Source organism: Paracoccus niistensis (assembly GCF_042432925.1).
In the GTDB taxonomy this organism is placed as follows: Bacteria; Pseudomonadota; Alphaproteobacteria; order Rhodobacterales; family Rhodobacteraceae; genus Paracoccus; species Paracoccus niistensis.
Window position 1 is genome coordinate 54,469 of sequence record NZ_JBHLWE010000004.1, and the last position, 17,857, is coordinate 72,325.

General features: G+C 68.1%; 16 protein-coding genes. 8 read left to right on the plus strand and 8 right to left on the minus strand.

All coding sequences use genetic code 11. The annotated features are described in order from the left end of the window. Window positions 1–182 precede the first annotated feature (182 nt). Entirely contained in the window at window positions 183–1,400 is a 1,218-nt protein-coding gene (locus ACFFII_RS01325) for an RtcB family protein (RefSeq protein ID WP_377697083.1), read from the minus strand. Between the two features lie 313 nt (window positions 1,401–1,713). Between ACFFII_RS01325 and ACFFII_RS01330 the strand changes: the two genes are divergently transcribed. Further along, on the plus strand, window positions 1,714–2,529 hold the full coding sequence (locus ACFFII_RS01330; RefSeq protein ID WP_377697084.1) for a c-type cytochrome: 816 nt from the start codon (window positions 1,714–1,716) through the stop codon (window positions 2,527–2,529). A 57-nt stretch (window positions 2,530–2,586) separates the two neighbouring features. Here ACFFII_RS01330 and ACFFII_RS01335 read toward each other — a convergent pair whose 3' ends face one another. Continuing rightward, a complete protein-coding gene (locus ACFFII_RS01335) occupies window positions 2,587–4,149 on the minus strand; it encodes a winged helix-turn-helix domain-containing tetratricopeptide repeat protein (RefSeq protein WP_377697085.1) in 1,563 nt (520 codons plus the stop codon). Window positions 4,150–4,299: 150 nt separating this feature from the next. Here ACFFII_RS01335 and ACFFII_RS01340 point away from each other — a divergent pair, with 150 nt between their 5' ends. Next, window positions 4,300–5,136 carry a class I SAM-dependent methyltransferase gene (locus ACFFII_RS01340; protein ID WP_377697086.1) on the plus strand — a complete coding sequence of 279 codons (837 nt, stop codon included), beginning with the start codon at window positions 4,300–4,302 and terminating at the stop codon, window positions 5,134–5,136. A 343-nt stretch (window positions 5,137–5,479) separates the two neighbouring features. On the opposite strand, the gene ACFFII_RS01345 is transcribed toward ACFFII_RS01340, so the two are convergent. The 6 genes from ACFFII_RS01345 to ACFFII_RS01370 form a co-directional block, all read right to left on the minus strand. Beyond that, on the minus strand, window positions 5,480–6,439 hold the full coding sequence (locus tag ACFFII_RS01345) for an aldo/keto reductase (RefSeq protein WP_377697087.1): 960 nt from the start codon (window positions 6,437–6,439) through the stop codon (window positions 5,480–5,482). A 452-nt stretch (window positions 6,440–6,891) separates the two neighbouring features. Further along, window positions 6,892–7,461 carry a DUF2076 domain-containing protein gene (locus ACFFII_RS01350; RefSeq protein ID WP_377697088.1) on the minus strand — a complete coding sequence of 190 codons (570 nt, stop codon included), beginning with the start codon at window positions 7,459–7,461 and terminating at the stop codon, window positions 6,892–6,894. A gap of 27 nt (window positions 7,462–7,488) precedes the next feature. Beyond that, complete coding sequence (locus ACFFII_RS01355) at window positions 7,489–8,205, minus strand: Bax inhibitor-1/YccA family protein (RefSeq protein ID WP_377697089.1); 717 nt, start codon at window positions 8,203–8,205, stop codon at window positions 7,489–7,491. Between the two features lie 21 nt (window positions 8,206–8,226). Further along, window positions 8,227–8,997, minus strand: a complete 771-nt coding sequence (locus tag ACFFII_RS01360) for an anti-sigma factor family protein (protein WP_377697090.1) — start codon at window positions 8,995–8,997, stop codon at window positions 8,227–8,229. Continuing rightward, window positions 8,984–9,514, minus strand: a complete 531-nt coding sequence (locus ACFFII_RS01365) for a sigma-70 family RNA polymerase sigma factor (protein WP_377697091.1) — start codon at window positions 9,512–9,514, stop codon at window positions 8,984–8,986. Before ACFFII_RS01365 ends, ACFFII_RS01360 begins: the two co-directional genes overlap by 14 nt. 295 nt (window positions 9,515–9,809) lie before the next feature. Then, on the minus strand, window positions 9,810–10,607 hold the full coding sequence (locus ACFFII_RS01370; RefSeq protein ID WP_377697092.1) for a M55 family metallopeptidase: 798 nt from the start codon (window positions 10,605–10,607) through the stop codon (window positions 9,810–9,812). Between the two features lie 138 nt (window positions 10,608–10,745). Between ACFFII_RS01370 and ACFFII_RS01375 the strand changes: the two genes are divergently transcribed. The 6 genes from ACFFII_RS01375 to ACFFII_RS01400 all read left to right on the plus strand — a co-directional run bounded on the left by ACFFII_RS01375 (window position 10,746) and on the right by ACFFII_RS01400 (window position 17,719). Beyond that, window positions 10,746–12,371, plus strand: coding sequence for an amidohydrolase (locus ACFFII_RS01375; protein WP_377697093.1), 1,626 nt, complete (start codon window positions 10,746–10,748; stop codon window positions 12,369–12,371). Window positions 12,372–12,406: 35 nt separating this feature from the next. Next, window positions 12,407–14,011 carry an ABC transporter substrate-binding protein gene (locus tag ACFFII_RS01380; RefSeq protein WP_377697094.1) on the plus strand — a complete coding sequence of 535 codons (1,605 nt, stop codon included), beginning with the start codon at window positions 12,407–12,409 and terminating at the stop codon, window positions 14,009–14,011. Window positions 14,012–14,078: 67 nt separating this feature from the next. Next, window positions 14,079–15,014: an ABC transporter permease gene (locus tag ACFFII_RS01385; protein ID WP_377697095.1), complete on the plus strand. Its 936-nt coding sequence runs from the start codon at window positions 14,079–14,081 to the stop codon at window positions 15,012–15,014. A gap of 10 nt (window positions 15,015–15,024) precedes the next feature. Then, on the plus strand, window positions 15,025–15,849 hold the full coding sequence (locus ACFFII_RS01390) for an ABC transporter permease (RefSeq protein ID WP_377697096.1): 825 nt from the start codon (window positions 15,025–15,027) through the stop codon (window positions 15,847–15,849). Continuing rightward, window positions 15,846–16,748 carry an ABC transporter ATP-binding protein gene (locus tag ACFFII_RS01395; protein ID WP_377697097.1) on the plus strand — a complete coding sequence of 301 codons (903 nt, stop codon included), beginning with the start codon at window positions 15,846–15,848 and terminating at the stop codon, window positions 16,746–16,748. The genes ACFFII_RS01390 and ACFFII_RS01395 overlap by 4 nt, the downstream gene beginning before the upstream one ends. Further along, on the plus strand, window positions 16,745–17,719 hold the full coding sequence (locus ACFFII_RS01400) for an ATP-binding cassette domain-containing protein (RefSeq protein WP_377697098.1): 975 nt from the start codon (window positions 16,745–16,747) through the stop codon (window positions 17,717–17,719). Before ACFFII_RS01395 ends, ACFFII_RS01400 begins: the two co-directional genes overlap by 4 nt. Window positions 17,720–17,857 lie beyond the last annotated feature (138 nt).

Consider the following 17,857-nt stretch of genomic DNA (forward strand, 5'->3'; position numbering starts at 1 on the left):
ACCCAAGGCACCAGGAAGCGCTCCATCGCGGTCGGGAACTCGTCCCGGTTCTGCGCGCCCATGCAGCCAGCCGAGCCGAAATGGGTCGAGGTGCCCGGCTGGAACCAGGCGCCGCGAAAGACACGCGCGGTCGTTCCCCTCATCGTCCTTCAGCACCGGGCCGTGCCGGGCAGCGGCGATGGTCAGTCCTTGTAAGGGTCGAACTCGTTTCCTCCGGCCATGCAGACGATCAGCGGCCTGAGGGTGTGGATGATCCGGACGGTGCTGCCATGATGGGCAAGAACGTCGGCCAGCTTCTTGTAGACCTCGGGGGCCTCGTCAGCGCCCGCGCCGCGAAGATGGGTGCCCGATTGCGCGATCCTGAGCCGCACCGCTTCGAAGTCCACCGCCCCACCCTCGGTGTACCACTCGGTGATCTTCTTCACCCTGCCGTCCGGCTGCTTTTGCTCGACGATGCGCTTGCGCCGCTTGCCGGCAGCCCTGGTGCGAGACATGATCCGCCCCGCGCCATGGATGGTCGAATAGAAGGCCGCGCGTGAAAGTTCGCTGTCCACGCCCTCGACGATGACCGAAACGTCGCCCATCGAGGACCCGATGAAGCTGCGCTGACCGGGGAAGGCCGGGGTGGCGCCTTTTCGAACGACCCAGTAGCTTTCTCCGCCATGGGTTTCCTGCCATGCGAAGTTGTGGTGGTTGTGAACTTCCTCGATGATCCTGCCGCCCAGGATGCCGACGACGGTTTCACATACCCAGTCCCGACCGGCATAGGCATAGTCACCCGCAAGCCGCATCGCCCGGATGTAGTCGCGCCCGTGGCGGCTGCCGACATCCAGCGTGTTCGGGGTCTCATCCACGATGTTCGGGTTGTCGCCGGCGCGCTTCATGAAATGCGTGGCAATGGCGTGGCCCAGTCCGCGCGACCCGAAATGCGCCCCGACCCAGATCCGGTCCGCCTCGTCGGCGAAGACGTCAAGATAATGGTTGCCCGAGCCGATCGTTCCAAGCTGGTCCAGCGCCTTCTTCTTGAGATCGGGGTTGCTCTTGAGGAACCCGACCTCGTCCCAGGCCGGATCGTCGAAGACACGGTGAACGACAGGCGTGGCGTTCTTGCGCCCGATGCCGAAGGACAGGCTTGCATAGATCTCGTCGGCGAGCCGCGAAAGGCGGCCCTCGATGTCGCCGAGGCTGAGGTTCGTCAGGACGGCCTTGTTCCCGCAGGCAATGTCGAACCCCACGCCCGCGGGCGGAACCTTGTCCTTGTAGACTGCGACGCCGCCGACGGGCATGCCGTAGCCCTTGTGGTTATCGGCCATCAGCAGCATGGCCTCTGCATCGACGGCGCAGCGCTCTGCCTGGGCGAGGGTGGCCGGGTCGGCCTTGCCGAAGACCCTGACCGTCATCGCCCGCGGCCCGCGCGCCTGGTTCCGTTCCGGGGTTCCCTCGGCATCCCTGGTCCTCGCTTCAAATCGTCCCGACGCTCAAGTGCAGAGGCGCTGAACGGTTCCCCGGTCGAGCAAGCCGGTATGCCCATCGGCGGGCAGGATCTGGATGCGCCTTCCGCCCTTCGACCTCTGCCGCTGCCCGGCTGGCGGACATGGCGATTCGGACGACTGAAGCCTGGAAATCTGATAAATCTACGCTGCCGGCACCTGTTGCACCGGAGTTGGAGGGTTGATCGTGTTCAAAGTCCTGCTGCTCGGAGGAGTCGGGATCATGCCCCTGCTCTGCCCGGATGCTGTCGCCGCAGCCCCGTCGGTCGCGCGAGGCGAATACCTGGTCACGGGTCCGGCAGGCTGTGGCAACTGCCATACGCCGCTCGGGCCCGAGGGACCCGACTTCTCCAGGGCGCTCGGTGGACGTCTGGTGGACGAGAACCCGGCCTTCACCGCCTATGCACCAAACATCACGCCCGGCGGGCGGATGGCGCGCTGGACGGACGAGGAACTTGTTCGGGCGATCCGCGAAGGGCGGCGGCCTGACGGAACACTGATCGGGCCGCCGATGCCCTTTGCGCTTTATCGCGGGCTGTCGGACGATGACGTGCATTCCATCGTGGCCTACCTCAGGACGGTGCCGGCCGTGGAAGGCGAGCAGCCGGACAGTGTCTACAACATCCCGCTTCCACCCGACTACGGACCGCCGGTCGTCAGCGTCGCCCATCCCGAAGAGGGGGTGACCGTGGGATATGGCGCCTATCTCGCCGGACCCGTGGCGCATCGCATGGAGTGCCACACGCCGCATGGTCCGCAGGGTCCGATGCTTGAAACCCATGCCGGGGCCGGCGGCTTCGAGTTCCGCGGGCCGTGGGGTATCTCCGTTGCCGCGAACCTGACGCCCCATCCGGAGGATGGCATTGCCAGATACAGCGACGAGCAATTGAAGGCGATGATCACGCAAGGCGTCCATCCGGACGGAACGCCGATGATGCCGCCGATGCCGTATGCCTACTTGGCAAGGATGACCTCGGACGATCTTGATGCGGTCATACTGTACCTGCGCAGCCTGAAGCCGCTGCCGCTGCATCATTAACGCAAGTGTCGCCGCAAAGCCTGGCAGCGCGAGGAGTACATCGCGGGGGCATCCACCCTATTCGGGCGTTCCCGCCTCCCGCAGCGCATCCCCGAGCATTGTCCTCAGCGCGGCGTCCGTGAAGGGCAGCACCGTGAAGAACCTTTGCAGGCTTGCGCCGGGGTAGCGGGTGCGCAGGACGGCCTGCCAGGTCCGGACGCCGGAACTGTCCCCGGCCCGCAGGCAGACCGCCACGGCGATCATCAGCATGGCAATATGGGCATGGGGCGCCCGTGCGCCCCTGTTCGCCCAGACGACCGCCTCGTCAGGGCGTCCCGCGGCAAGCAGGGCCACGGCCTTGCAGGCCTGCATGGCGCAAAGCATCGGATCAAGCGGGCTCAGCGCAATGGCATGGTCCATGTCGCCAAGGCAGTCCGCTGTCCGGCCGGCCAGCATGGCGGCGAAGCCGCGCGAGTAATAGCCCTTGGCATAGCTCGGGCTGAGCTGCACGGACCGGTCGAGCCACGGCCTGCCGTCCTCGGGCCGGTCGAGCAGCAGGAACAGGCGTCCTTCGGCAAGATTTGCAAAGGGGTCCAGCGGGTCGAGATCAAGGCTGCGTTCGGCATGGGCCTGCGCCTGCGCCACGGCCAAGGGGCGGTCCTGCGTCCATCTCATCGCCGCCGACTGGTAGCTGGTGAAGGAGAGGGCCGCGAAGGCGCTGGCGAAGTTCGGGTCCAGACGCGTCGCACGCTCGAAGTAACCGGTGGCGATGGCATTGTCGGCTTCGGTGAAACGGAAGATGTGCTGCAGCCCGAGGTGATAGGCTGCCCAGGCGTCCAGTTGCTCGGTCGGGCAGGACCGGGCGCGCAGGGCTTCGTTCAGGGGGATCTGGATCTCGAGCGCGGCCAGAACGGCGGTCGCGATGTCCCCCCGCGTCTGGTGAATGTTCTCCAGGCTGCCATGGAATTGCTCGGCCCAGACGACGGTCCCGGATCGGAGATCCGAAAGCTCGATCGAGGTCACGATCCTGCGCGCCGCATGCTCGATCGTCCCGGAAAGCGCATAGGTCGCGCCCAATCCGAGGGTACCGAACTGCGGCGACTCCGTGCTCCGCAGACGGAAGGTCGTCTCCTGCGCCAGAACCTGAAGCCACCGCAGACGCGACAGGCCGGCGATCAGGTCGGCCGGCACCGCGTCCGCGACAACCCCGAACCCGCCGGATGGCCCCACCTGGCGGAACGGCAGGATGGCGACGCACGGCTTGGAACCAACCTGTCCGGCACCGGTTGCCGCGCCGCTCTCCTCTGCGACCCGGGGCCGGCCCGCAGCCGGCTGGTGCGACACATCCGCCACGAAGCGGAAGCCACGACCGCGCATCGTGCGGATGAACCGCTGCGCCGTGCCGTCGTCGCCCAGCGCCTTCCGCAGGGACTTGAGCACGGTCGAAACCGCCGCGTCCGAGATGAAGCGCCCACCCCAGACGGCCTCGATCGCCTCTTCCCGTGTGACGAGCCGGTCCCGCCGTTCCACGAGCAGCAGCAGCAGGTCGTAGGCCTTCGGCTCAAGCGCGACCGGGCCGTGGGGTCCGGACAGTTCCGCGCGGCCCGTATCAAGGCAGAACTCGCCCAGGCGGTAGATCATCGCCCCGGTCCTTTGCAGGCCCCGCGATCTTACCACGAAATCCCCACGCTGTCCTCAAGCACGGCCATGGAGCGGCAGCTATCTTCGGCCCGGTCCAGGATCCCGACAGACTGATCCCGGACACGAAGCCATCCCTTGGAGGACTCAGGCATGACCATGACACCAACCGCTCCCGACGTCTCCCATCCCGATTACGGCGCCATAAAGGCACGCCAGCAGGCCGCCTGGGCATCCGGCGACTACGCCCGCATCGGCGTCACCCTGCAGATCGTGGGCGAGACGCTGGCCGAGGCGATGGACCTGCCCGCGGGCGCAAGTGCGCTGGACGTGGCGGCCGGCAACGGCAACGTGACCCTTGCGCTCGCCCGGCGCGGGGCGGCGGTGGTCTCCACCGACTACGTGCCTGCGCTGCTGGATCGGGGGCGCCAGCGCGCCGAGGCCGAAGGGCTGCCCGTTGCCTTCCAGGTTGCCGATGCCGAGGCGCTTCCCTTTGCAGACGGCAGCTTCGACGCCGTGACCTCGACCTTCGGCGTGATGTTCGCCCCCGACCAGGACCGGGCTGCGGCCGAGATGCTGCGCGTCTGCCGTCCCGGAGGCCGGATCGGGCTGGCCAACTGGACACCCGACAGCTTCATCGGCGAGGTGTTCCGCACGCTCGGCCACTACATGCCCCCGCCTGCGGGCCTAAAGCCGCCCTCCCGCTGGGGCGACCGCGCCTGGATCGAGGCGACCTTCGGCCCGACTACCAGCGCGATCACCTTCACCCCGAAGTCCTTCGTCTTCCGCTACGCCTCGCCGCAGGACTTTCTGGACGAGTTCCGCCGCTTCTACGGCCCGATCCACAAGGCTTTCCTGGCGCTGGATGCGGCAGGGCAGCAGGGGCTCGAGCACGACCTGCTGGCCGCGATGGCGCGCTTCAACTCGGCCACGGATGGCACCCTGCGGCTGCCTTCGGAATATGCCGAGATCGTGGTGACCAAGGCCTGACGAGCCACGCGTCTCGCGGCGCTGTCAGGCTGGAGCCCGGCACCTGTGGCAGGCGATCCATGTGGCGGACCAAGGCCACCCAGTTCCCCAACAGGACCGCCTTTGCCCGGCCCGGTTCACTCCGGGACGAGATGGGGAGCACGATCCGTTACCCCGGCGTTGAGATCGAGGGCGCGGTGAGCCGTTTGGGTGGCATCGACACTTGCACACAGGACGAGCGGCGGCCCCCCGCCGGTCGTCTTTCTCCGTGCACAGGGGTTCGGCACCTGCCGAGCTGTGGCGCTCACCAAGGATGATATCTGCGGTGTCAGCGCGGTGCTTCGAAACCGCGCGGCCACTGCCCTCAGCAGTAACGCTCGACGAAGGCCATCTGGTGATCGCCGTAGCGGTCGCCATGGGCAAAACCGGCAGGAAGGACGCGCTCGATCGCTGCAATGTCGGCCGGGTCGAGACGCGGAACCTGCCAGTCGTGCAGATGCTCCGCTCTCCGCGTGCCGGGGATCGGAATGATGTGATCCCCCTGCGCCAGAACCCAGGCAAGCGCCGTTCCCGGAACCGACCAGCCCCGCGCGGCGCACAGGGCGCGGAAGGGCGCGATGGCCGAAAGGTTGGCCGAGAAGTTCGGCTCGAGGAAACGCGGGTTGGTGTCGCGGAAGTCGATGCCGGTGCGGAAGGCACGCTTCAGCGGCTCGCGCCCGAACATCCCTCGCCCCAGCGGAGAGAAGGCGACAAAGGCCACGCCCAGTTCCCTGCAGGCCTGGATCAGGCCGAGCTGCGGCAGGCGCGTCCAGAGCGAGAACTCGTTCTGGACCGCAGTCACCGGATGCTCGGCGTGGGCGCGGCGCAGGGTCGAGGGCGCGACCTCGGAAAGGCCATAGCCGCCGATCTTTCCCTCGTGAACCAGCCTGCCCATCGTCCCGGCAAGGTCCTCGACGGGGATCTCGGGCTGGCGGCGGTGGATGTAATACAGGTCCACATGTTCGCGCCCGAGCCGCCGCAGCGAGGCTTCGAGGGATTGGCGGATGTAGGACTCGTCGTTGCGGACCGTCCGCGGCGGCCCGGTGACGATGCCGCACTTGGTGGCCAGATGGATGTCGCGGCGCCCCCATCTGCCGATGATCCGCTCGGACAGGCCCATGCCGTAGATGTCGGCCGTGTCGAAATGGGTGATGCCCGCATCCGCCGCGGCGTCGAGGCAGGCCAGCGAGGTCGCCTCGTCCGTGGGGCCGAAGATCCCGCCGAAGCTCATGGTGCCGAAGCCGACGGCCCCGACAGTGCGGGTACCGAGCCGTCTTTGTTCCATCTGCGCCTCCTCTTGCCGGGCCGCGGCAAGGAAGCGCGCCCGGTCCTGCCCGTCAAGGGACGGCGGCCGCATCGCGGGCATCTGGCATTGCTCGGCAATCGGCCGTCCAGACGGCGCAGTGGGGATTTCCAAAATGAGCCATCCGTACTGACACACCGTAAGGAAGCTGTTGGCGGCCTTCGCCTTGCAGGACGCGACAGCCCGCCGTGACAGGTTTCACCCTGCGGGAATGACAGGGCGTGGATGCCGGAGCCGTCTTCGGCCCCTGTTCACAGGCCCGGAGGACAGCGGCGTGAGAGGGTGTATCGAGGGCCTGCTCAAGCCGAAACCGCCGCTCTGCCCCGGAACCTCCGCGCGGCACTCTCGTCGTTCAGGCGCGACATCGGCTGCCTGCCTTCGGTCCTCCCCCGCGCCGCCTGGCGCGGAGGAGATTGCAGCATGACTGCTGCCGCTTATTCGAAGTCGTCGCCGCCGTCGTCGAAACCGGCCTCGTCATAGCCGGCCTCTTCCTCCATCGGCTCCTCGGCGGAGGGCTCGGATGCGGCCGCGTCGCCGGCGAACATGCTGCCGATGGCGTTGCCCAGCAGCACGCCGCCCGCCACGCCCATGGCGGTCTGCGCCGCGCCTGCCATGAAGCCGCCGCCGCCCGCCGGGCGGCCGCCGCTCCATGGTCCGGCCCCCTGCCCCGGTTGCGGCGGCTGCCCGTAGCCCTGCGGCGCACGCGGTGCCATCGGCCGCTGCGGCTGCGGCTGGCCGCCGCCGAACAGGCGCCCGAACATGCCTCCGCCCTGCGGGGACTGGCGCTGTATCTGCTCCAGTTCCTGGATCTGCTGCTGGGCCGAGTTCAGGGCGTGTTCCTGCACGATCACGGTCTGGGCCAGGTAGTAGGCCGCGCCCGGATTGCGGGCGATCAGGTCGGCGATCAGGGTCTCGGCCTCGGGGTCGCGATGCGGTTGTGCGCGGCTGGCCTGCGACAGCTTGCCGAACAGACCCTCGATGGCCTGCCTGTCGTTGTGATCCATGACGTATTCTCCTTCTTCTTTCCTGCGTCATTCGTCCTGCTGGCCGGTCAGGCTCAGCAGAAGCTGGAAGATGTTGATGAAGTTCAGGTACAGCGACAGCGCGCCCATCACGGCCAGCTTCTGCTGCGTCTCGGCGTCATGGTGCTCGGCATAGGCCAGCTTGATCGACTGCGTGTCCCAGGCGGTCAGGCCGACGAAGACCAGGATGCCGATGATCGAGATGGCGAACTGCACCGCCGAAGAGCCCAGGAAGATGTTGATGATGCTGGCGATGACCACGCCGATCAGGCCCATGATCAGGAAGCTGCCGAGCTTCGACAGGTCGCGCCGGGTGGTGTAGCCGTAAAGGCTCATCCCCGCGAACATGGCGGCCGCGCCGAAGAAGGCCCGCGCGATCGAGGCGCCGGTGAAGACAAGGAAGATCGAGGCGAGCGACAGCCCCATCACCGCGCAGAAGGCCCAGAACAGCGCCTGCGCCGTGGCGCCCGAGACGGTCTCGATCCGGAAGGACAGGAACATCACGAAGGCCAGCGGCGCCAGCATGACCACCCATTTGAGCGGCGTGCCGAAGATCGGGACGTAGATCGCCGGGACCGAGGCGACCAGCACGGCCACAAGACCTGTCACCAGAAGGCCCAGGCCCATGTAGTTGTAGATGCGCAGCATATGCGCGCGCAGGCCGTCGTCGCGGACGGCGGCAGGTGCGAAGCCGGCGCTGTGGCCGGTCTGGCGTAGGGGTTGCATGGCAAGCTCCGAAGGTTGGGATCAGTAAAGCGTGTCCGACAGGCTCTGCGAGGCCTCCAGCAGCGCATCGGCCCGGCCGGCACCGGCGATCAGGACATGGGCCGTTTCGCCGATCTGGAACCAGGTGATGCTCTGGCCCGGGGCCTCGTGCGCGCGCGGCATGGTGACCTCGAAGCCGCCCGTGCGCACCGCGAAGTGGCTGACCTGCCCCAGCCCGGGGCTGTCGAACAGGATCTCGATCCCCGGCCCCTGGGGCGAGGGAAAGACCTGCGCGTCACGCACCGTCCAGGACGGATCGAAGCCCGGAAGGCGGATGCCCGTCGCCGCGCGCAGCTCGTCGGGATCCAGAAGCGCGCTTTCGGGCTGCGAGGACATGGCCGCACGCAGAAGGCTGACCTCGTGGGCCGAAAGTGCGGCCGTGACCATGGGCGGCGTCGGCGTGGAGGCCTGGCTTTCGCGCACCGACAGGGGCGTCAGCCCGGCATGGGCCAGCCAGCCCAGCGACACCAGCATGAGCGCCGGCACAAGGCGTAGCATCCGGCGCAGCCGGGCGTCGCGCCTGCGTGCCCGCGCCAGCTGACGCCCCGCCTTCAGCAGGGTCGGCGGCGCGGGCGGCGGCGCAAGCGCCCGGCGCAACTCGCGCTGCAGCGCCATGTCCCGCATGACGCGGGCGGCGGCCTCGGGGTTCCGGCCAAGATGCGCCTCGATCTCGGAGCGCTGCAAGTCGGACAGCTGGTCGTCGACATAGGCATCCAGATCCAGTTCGGTGATCTGCGGATCATCTTTCAGCACCCTGACCTCCCACCAGCCTGAGCGAGGGCCGCGCGGGCGCCTCGCCTTCCTCGTAGGCCCGGAGCCGGGCGCGGGCGCGCGAGACGCGCGACATCACCGTGCCCGGCGCGACGCCCATCAGGGCGGCTGCCTCGGCATAGGACAGCCCCTCGATGGCGATAAGCTGAAGCGCCTCGCGCTGGTCGTCCGGCAGGTCCATGAAGGCCTGCCGCAACTGCGACAGGCGCAGGACGCTGTCCTGCGGCGCCTCGATGGCGCGGGGGCTCAGTTCGGCATAAGCCGCCTCGCGGCGGCTGACGCTCTGGCTCTGGCGGCGTCGGTCGAGGAAGCGGTTGCGCAGGATGCCCCGCAGCCAAGGTCCGGACGCCTGCCCCGCAGCCAGTTGCCGCCGCTGCTCGTGCCCGCGCAGAAGCACGTCCTGCACGAGATCATCCGCCTCGGCCCGGTCGCGGGTCAGGGCGAAGGCATAGCGCCGCAAGGGCGTCAGAAGCGCAAGGATCGGGTCGCGTCGGGTCATCCTGGAAAGATAGACGGAACAGAAGGCGGCTTTCTTCCCGAGCGCCGGAAGATTTTTTCGGAAGCTCGCTGTCCCTTGCAGGACGGTGGCTGCAACCGGCGTCCGATAGATAGCGCCTCCACGTCCCAGAGGAGACCAGCGGATACTGGCGCGAGGACAGATGGCGGACCGGGGATCGCAGCCCGCCCCGCAGCGATCCAGGCGCTTGGAGGTATTTTCCGCCCTGTCCGGGCCTTGAGAAAGCGCAGCCTTCCTGAAGGCGAGCGGGCCGCCGCCCCCGCTCAGCCCTGCCGTTTCACCACAGGAAACGCAGCGTGCGCAGCACCTCGAACCAGTCGTCGCGGGTGAAACGAAGGCGGCGGGGCTCGGGGTAGTCGACGCCGGGGAAGAAGCTGCCGCGATAAGCGTCGCGCGGGGTCGCGAACTCCACCTCGACCTCCCATTGGTCAGCCAGCGGGTGATGGCTGCGGGACGGCAGGTCGGACAGGGCCGCCGCGACCCCCTCGCGGATCAGCTCGCGGGCGCGGACGGGGGTCACCGAGGAGGTGGCGGGGCCGAAGCCCTGGCTGACAGGGACCGTCACGATCCCCGGTGCCAACCCAGCCGCCGCCGCGCAGATGCCGCTGTCGCCCGACAGGAAGGCCGAGGGCACGCCCAGCGAGGCCGCGGTCAGGGCGTTCACGGTGAATTCCGAGGCAAGCGCGCCGTTGATCGTCAGGCGCATGACCTTGCCGTTGAAGCTGTGCGCCAGCGGATTGCTGTCGGTGCCGGCCGCGTCGTGATAGCCGGTATAGATCGCCGCCGCGCAGTCGCCGTCGATGCCGAACATCATCGAATGGGGATGGCCCGCCCAGTCCCGAATGATCCGCACCTGCGGCGGCAGCCGGTCCACCAGCAGGTTGCGCCCGGTGTGATGGGCGTCCTTGATGACGATCTCGGTCGCGCCCGCCTGCAGGGCGCCCTCGCAGGCGGCGACCACCTCGGCGGTCATCAGTTCTTGGAACTCGGGATACTCGGGCTTGTCGCGCTCGGTCTCGGGCCAGCAGGTGATGCCTGCGGTGCCTTCCATGTCGGCGCTGATGAAGACTTTCATTCGTGGGCTCCCCGCCTTCGGCGAGGCGCGAGGCTGTGCCGGAGCCGCTGAAAACACAAGAGGATTTTTTCAGAGAGTTTCCTTGCCACCTCCGCACCAACGGCTAACCTGCCCCGGACGGAACATCCCGGAGGATCAATGGGCCCGGTTGCGGATCTCGTCCTGAGAGGCGGCACAATCTGGTGCGGGGCGGGGTTGCCGGTCGCGCAGGCGCTGGCAGCCTGGGGCGGCAGGGTTCTGGCGGTGGGAAGCGAGGCCGAGATCGCGCCGCTGATCGGGGCGAACACCCGTGTCGTGGAGCTGGACGGGCGCTTCGCCATGCCGGGGCTTTACGACGACCACCTGCACCTGATCTCGACCGGGCTGGTGCTGGGTCATGTCGATGCCTCGCCGCCGGCCGCGCCGACGCTGAACGCCCTGCTCGACGCGATCCGGGCGCGGGCGGCCGTCACCCCCAAGGGCGATTGGATCCGGGCGCGGGGCTACGAGCAGCAGAAGCTGGACATCGGCCGCCACCCGCACCGGACGGAACTGGACGCTGCGGCGCCCGATCATCCGGTGTGGCTGACGCGCGCCTGCGGCCATGTCTCGGTCGCCAACAGCCGCGCGCTGGAGATCGCCGGCGTGACCGCCGCGACTCCCGCCCCCGAGGGCGGCGTGGTCGAGGTCGAGAACGGCACCCTGACTGGGATGCTGGCCGAGAATGCCCAGAACCTGGTCAGCAACCACATTCCGACGCCGGGAATGGAGGAGCTGATCGACGCCATCGAGGCGGGCGGGCGGCAGTTGCTGGCACATGGAATCACCAGCTGCATGGACGCCGCCGTCGGCATGATCGCGGGCATGGACGAAATCCGCGCCTATCACCTTGCCCGGCGCGACGGACGCCTGCCGGTGCGCGTCTCGCTGACGCTGCTGGGCGATCCCGGCACCTCGATCGTCGAGCCCTGCTTTCAGGCGGGCCTTGTCACGGGGGTCGGGGACGAGATGCTGCGGGTGGGTGCCGTCAAGATTTTCCTCGACGGCTCACTGGGGGGACGAACCGCATGGGTAAGCCGGCCCTATCGCGGCCAGCCGGACAACTTCGGCGTGCAGATGCTGCCGACCCAGCAGCTGGAAGGGCTGGTCGCGGATTACCACGCGCGGGGCTACCAACTGGCCTGCCACGCCATCGGGGACATGGCCATCGGCCAGCTGATCGGCGCCTATGAAAAGGTGCTGGCGGCCCATCCCGACCCCGATCGCCGCCACCGGGTCGAGCATTGCGGCTTTTCCACGCCCGAGCAGCACGCCCGCATGAAGGCCGCGGGCATCGCGCCCTCGCCCCAGCAGGTCTTCGTCCATGATTTTGGCGACAGCTATCTTGCCGTCATGGACGAGGAGGTGACGCGAGGCTGTTCCCCTTTGAAGACATGGCTCGACATGGGCTTCCGGCCGGGAACGGGCAGCGACTCGCCCGTCTGCCGCACCGATCCGCGCCCGAACCTGCACCAGATGCTGACCCGCCGGACCTGGAAGGGCACGGTCATGGACGCGCGCGAGACCGTGGACAACGAAACCGCCCTGACGGTCTATACCGAGAACGGGGCCTGGCTGGCGCACGAGGACGGTTTCAAGGGCCGGCTGCAGCCGGGCATGGTGGCCGACATCGCGATCTTCTCGCGCGATCTTCTGACCGCCACGCCCGAGCAGATCCTGAACGACACCGCCTGCGAACTGACGGTGCTGGGCGGCCGCGTGGCTTTCGACCGCAACGCCGCCTGACGACACAAACAACAATAAACTGGGGAGTAATGACGATGACGATCAGAGCCACCATCGGTGCCCTGCTGCTGGCGGGAACCGCGCTGTGCGCGCCTGCCTGGGCGCAAGAGGTGCAACGGGGCGGGACGCTGAACTTCACGGCGCCCTACGGCAGCAGCGTGGGCACGCTGGACATCACCGCCTCGGCCGAGGTCCAGACCGAGATCGTGGCCCATGCGATGCATCGCAGCCTGTACAAGTGGAACCCCGAGACCGGCAAGCCCGAGCCCGACCTGTTCACCGAGGTGAGCGTCAGCGATGACGGGCTGACCTATACCTACAAGCTGCGCAGCGACGCGGTGTTCCACAATGACAAGCCCTTCACGGCCGACGACGTCATCTTCAGCTACAACCGCATCGCCACCCCGGCGACGGCATCGCCCAGCGCGAACTTCATCTCGCGCATCAACGGCTTCGACGAAGTCCAGGGCGGCAGCGCGACCGAGATGTCGGGCCTGAAGAAGATCGACGACCACACGCTGGAAATCACCTTCACGGCAAGCCAGGACCCCGGCTTCGACCTGATGCAGAACTATGTCCCAATCTATCCGTCGAACGTGGACGGCAGCACGCAGGCGACCCAGCCGGTCGGCCTCGGGCCCTTCCGCTTCGTCGAGCATGTTCCCGGCTCTCGCGTCAGCTTCGAGCGGTTCGAGGGCTTTTTCGGCCAGGATGACCAGCCCTACCTCGACCGCCTCAACATCATGATCATGGGCGAGGCGGCGGCCCGCGACGTGGCCTTCCGCAACCGCGAGATCGACGTCTCGGTCCTGGGCAGCCAGCAGTACCAGGAATACCAGGCCGATCCCGATCTGTCGAAGGGCCTGCTGGAGGTCGCCGAGCTGTTCACCCGCGTCGTCGGCTTTGACACCACGAAGCCGCCCTTCGACGACAAGCGCGTCCGCCAGGCGGTCAACTACGGCATCGACAAGCAGCTGATCATCGACAAGCTGGTCAAGGGCAAGGCCTTTCCGGCGGTGGGCTTCATGCCTACGACCTCGCCCGCCTTCGACCCGAACGCGCAGGGCTATGCCTATGATCCCGAGAAGGCCAAGGCCCTGCTGGCCGAGGCGGGCCACCCCGACGGCATCGACCTGCCGGTGATCGCCAACCAGAACGAAAGCTGGGGCGCCCCGATCGTCGAGGCGATCATCCCGATGCTGTCCAAGGCCAACATCCGCGCCAGCGTCGAGCCGGTCGAGAACGCCGTGCTGGAAGACCGCATCACGGGCGGCGACTTCACCTCGTTCATCTGGTCGCTGTCGAGCGGCCCGGACCCGCTGAACATCCTGCGCTGCTTCTACAGCAAGACCGCGCAGTCGGCCTGCAACTACACCAAGTTCAGCAACCCCGAGGTGGACAGGCTCTACGAGGCCGCCCAGCAGGAGCGCGACGAGGCCAAGCGCAACGACCTGATCCGTCAGGCCGACGGCATCATCCGCGAGGAAGCGCCCTACTGGTTCTTCAACTACAACAAGGCGGTGATGGCTTATCAGCCTTGGGTGCACGGGCTGAAGGGCAACCCGCAGGAACTGGCGATCCAGGACTACGACAAGATCTGGATCGACGACACCGCGCCCGCCGACCGCAAGCCGCAGTAAGGCCAAGGGTCCCGCGGCGCGCCGTCGCTGCGGGACCGGACCTTCACCAACGACAGGGGGCGGAAGAATGGGCCGTTACGTCCTGCGGCGGCTGCTGCAGATGATCCCGACATTGCTTGCCGTGGCCGCGCTGATCTTCCTGATCTTCAGCGTCCTGCCCGGCAGCTTTGCCGGCACCATGACGGGTGGCGGCCGACGGGCGCTGTCCCCCGAACTGGTCGCCCAGATCAACGCCCAGTTCGGCCTGGACAAGCCGCTGCCGGTGCGGTTCTGGGACTATCTGGTGCGGCTGGTGCAGTTCGACCTCGGCACCTCGTTCCGCACGCGCGAGCCGGTGATCGACCTGATCGCGGCGCGCATCTGGCCCTCGCTTCAGCTTGCGCTGGCGGCGATGACGCTGGCCGTCACGGTCGGCATCCCCCTTGGCTTCCTGGCAGCGATGCGCCCCGGCAGCCTGCTGGACAGCGTCACGATGATCGGCGCGGTGTCGGGGCTGTCCATGCCGCAGTTCTGGCTGGGCCTGCTGCTGATGTATGTCTTTGCGCTGCAACTGGGCTGGCTGCCGAGCTTCGGTTATGGCGACGGGCAGCTGCGGAACCTGATCCTGCCCGCCATCGCCCTTGGCTTCGCGCCGATGGCCCTTCTGGCGCGGACCACACGGGCGGGCGTGCTGGAGGTCATGTCCTCGGACCACATCCGCACCGCCATGGCCAAGGGCGACAGCTCCGCGCAGATGGTCCGTTGGCATGTCGTGCGCAACGCCATGGTCCTGATCGTGACCACGCTGGGCCTTCAGATCGGCTCGCTGCTGGGACAGGCCTTGGTGATCGAGAAGCTCTTTTCCTGGCCGGGCCTCGGCTCGCTGATGGTGGACAGCGTGGCGATCCGCGACATTCCCGTGGTGCAGGGCACGATTCTGGTGATCGTGCTGTGGTTCCTCGTCATCAACGTGCTGGTCGACCTGGTCTATGCCGCGATCGACCCGCGCATCAGCCTTCGGTGAGGACGCGCCCATGCACATTCCCTTTCGCCTGAACCTGACTCTGGGGCTGGCGCTTGTGTCGCTGGTGATCCTCGGCGCGGTCTTCGCGCCTTTGCTGACCTCGCATGACCCGATCCTCGACGCCGACCTGATGAACTCGGAAATGCCGCCCTCGTGGGACCACTGGTTCGGCACCGACAGCCAGGGGCGGGATGTCTTTGCACGCGTGCTCTATGGGGCGCGGGTCTCGCTGACCATCGGCATCGTGGCGCAGGCCATCAACTCGACCATCGGCATCGCCCTGGGCCTGTCGGCCGGCTACTGGGGGGGCTGGTGGGACGACGTGGTCAACGGGCTGACGAACCTGATGCTGGCCATCCCCTCGCTGGTCTTCGCGCTGGCCATCATGGCGGTGCTCGGCCCCGGCGTGATCAGCCTGCTGATCGCCCTCGGGCTCACCAACTGGAGCTGGAGCTGCCGCATCACCCGCAGCGCCGTCATGTCGCTGAAGTCGCAGGGCTACGTCCAGGCGGCCCGCACGCTGGGTTACGGCGACATCCGCATCATGCTGACCCAGCTGCTGCCGAATATCGTCGGGCCGGTCCTCGTGATGGCGACACTCGGCATCGGCGAGGCGGTGCTGGCCGAGGCTGCGCTGTCCTTCCTGGGCCTCGGCATCCGGCCCCCGGCGCCCTCCTGGGGCAACATGCTGACCGACGCGCGCGAGGCGATCCGCAGCGTCCCCTGGGCCACGATCTTCCCCGGCCTTGCCGTCTTCATCACCGTCCTCGGCTTCAACCTGCTGGGGGACGGGGTGCGCGACTGGCTGGACCCCCGCATGCAGGTGCGCGCATGAGCGGCCCGCTTCTGGACATCCGCAGCCTGACCATCGGCATCCCGAACCGGGCCGGTCCCCCGCTGGAAATCGTCCGCGACCTCAGCTTCGACATCATGCCGGGCGAGGTCTTCGGCCTGGTGGGTGAATCGGGCAGCGGCAAGTCGGCCTCGGCCCTGGCGCTGATGGGCCTGAACCGCCGCCCGCTGACGACCTTGCGGGGACAGGCGCTTTACGGCGGACAGGACCTGCTGGCGATGCCGCGCCGGTCCATGCGCAAGCTGCGCGGCAACCGGATCTCGATGATCTTCCAGGAGCCGATGACGGCCCTGAATCCGCTGGCCCGCATCGGTCGCCAGATCGCAGAGATGTTCGTGCTGCACCGGGGGCTCTCCTGGTCCGAGGCGCGCCCCAGGGCGGTCGAGGCGCTGGCCGCCGTGCAGGTCCCGAACCCCGAGGACCGCGCCCGCGCCTACCCGCACCAGCTGTCGGGCGGGCTGCGGCAGCGGGTCATGATCGCGATGGCGATGGCCTGCCGCCCGGACCTGCTGATCGCCGACGAGCCGACCACCGCGCTGGACGTCACCGTCCAGGCCGAGGTGCTGCGCCTGATCCGCGAGCTGTGCGAGCGCGAGGGTACGGCCGTGCTGCTGATCAGCCACGACCTGGGCGTGATCGCCCAGATGTGCCAGCGGGTCGGTGTCATGGCGAACGGCCGCCTGCTGGAACTGCGGGACGCCAGGGCCCTGTTCACCGACCCGCGCCACCCTTACACGCGCGGCCTCCTCGCCGCCCTGCCCCGCCTCGGCAGCCGCGCCACGGAAGGCCGCCACCGGCTGGCCGATCTCGACATGACCATCGACCGCAATGCCCCCGACTTCGCCGCGACGCACCTGATCCCCAGGGGAGAGCCCGCATGAGCGCCGCACCCGATCCCGCCGGCGCTCCGATCCTGAAAGTCGAGGATCTGCACGTGCGCTTTCCCGTTTCGGGCGGTCTGCTGGGGCGCAAGCGCATCCTCCACGCGGTCAGCGGCGTGGACCTGTCGGTCCAGCCGGGCCAGTGCCTCAGCCTTGTCGGGGAAAGCGGCTGCGGCAAGTCCACCACTGCGCTGGCGATCATGGGCCTGCAGCCGCCCAGTTCCGGCGCCATCACGGTCGAAGGGCGCCCGGTCTACGGCCCCGGCGCGCCCGACCGGCGGGCGCGGGCGCGGCTGGCGCAGATCGTCTTTCAGGACCCCTTCTCGACCCTGAACCCGCGCGAAACGGTCGGCCGCGCCCTGTCCCAGCCCCTGATGCTGCACGGCGTCCGCAGCCGCGCCGAACGGGCCGAGCGCGTCGCCACCGCCTTGCGGCAGGTCGGCCTTCTGCCCGAGCACGCCGCCCGCTATCCGCACGAGTTCTCGGGCGGCCAGCGCCAGCGCATCGGCATCGCCCGGGCCCTTATCCTAGGTCCGCGCCTGATCGTGCTGGACGAGCCGGTCAGCGCGCTGGATGTCTCGATCCGCGCGCAGATCATCAACCTGCTGATGGACCTGCAGCAGAACTTGGGCCTCAGCTACCTGATGATCTCGCACGATCTGGGCGTGGTGGAACATGTCTCGGATCGCGTGGCGGTGATGTTCGCAGGCCAGATCGTCGAGGAAGGCGGCTGGCGCGAGGTCTTCACCGCGCCCGCCCATCCCTATACCCGACGGCTGATCGAGACGATCCCGAACCCCGCCCGCCTGACCGGCGGCGCAAGCGAGATCCTGCCCCCAGCCCCCGAGCCGCCATCCGGCAGCGTCTTCTGGCCTCCCGTGGACCGCCGCCCCGACATCAGCCAGCCGCCAGAGCCCAGTGTCCTGATGAGCATTGGAGAGGACCACCGTGTGCGGGTGCGCAAGATTTGACCTTTTCCGGTGGCGGGCCGCCGGATGAACAGCCGCGCCGCCATGATGGGATGGCAGCCTGCTCAGGCGGCGGCGCCTTCCCGATCTGGCAGGGGAGAGCCTGTGTCTTCAGGCCAGCCCTTTGCCCATGATCCATGG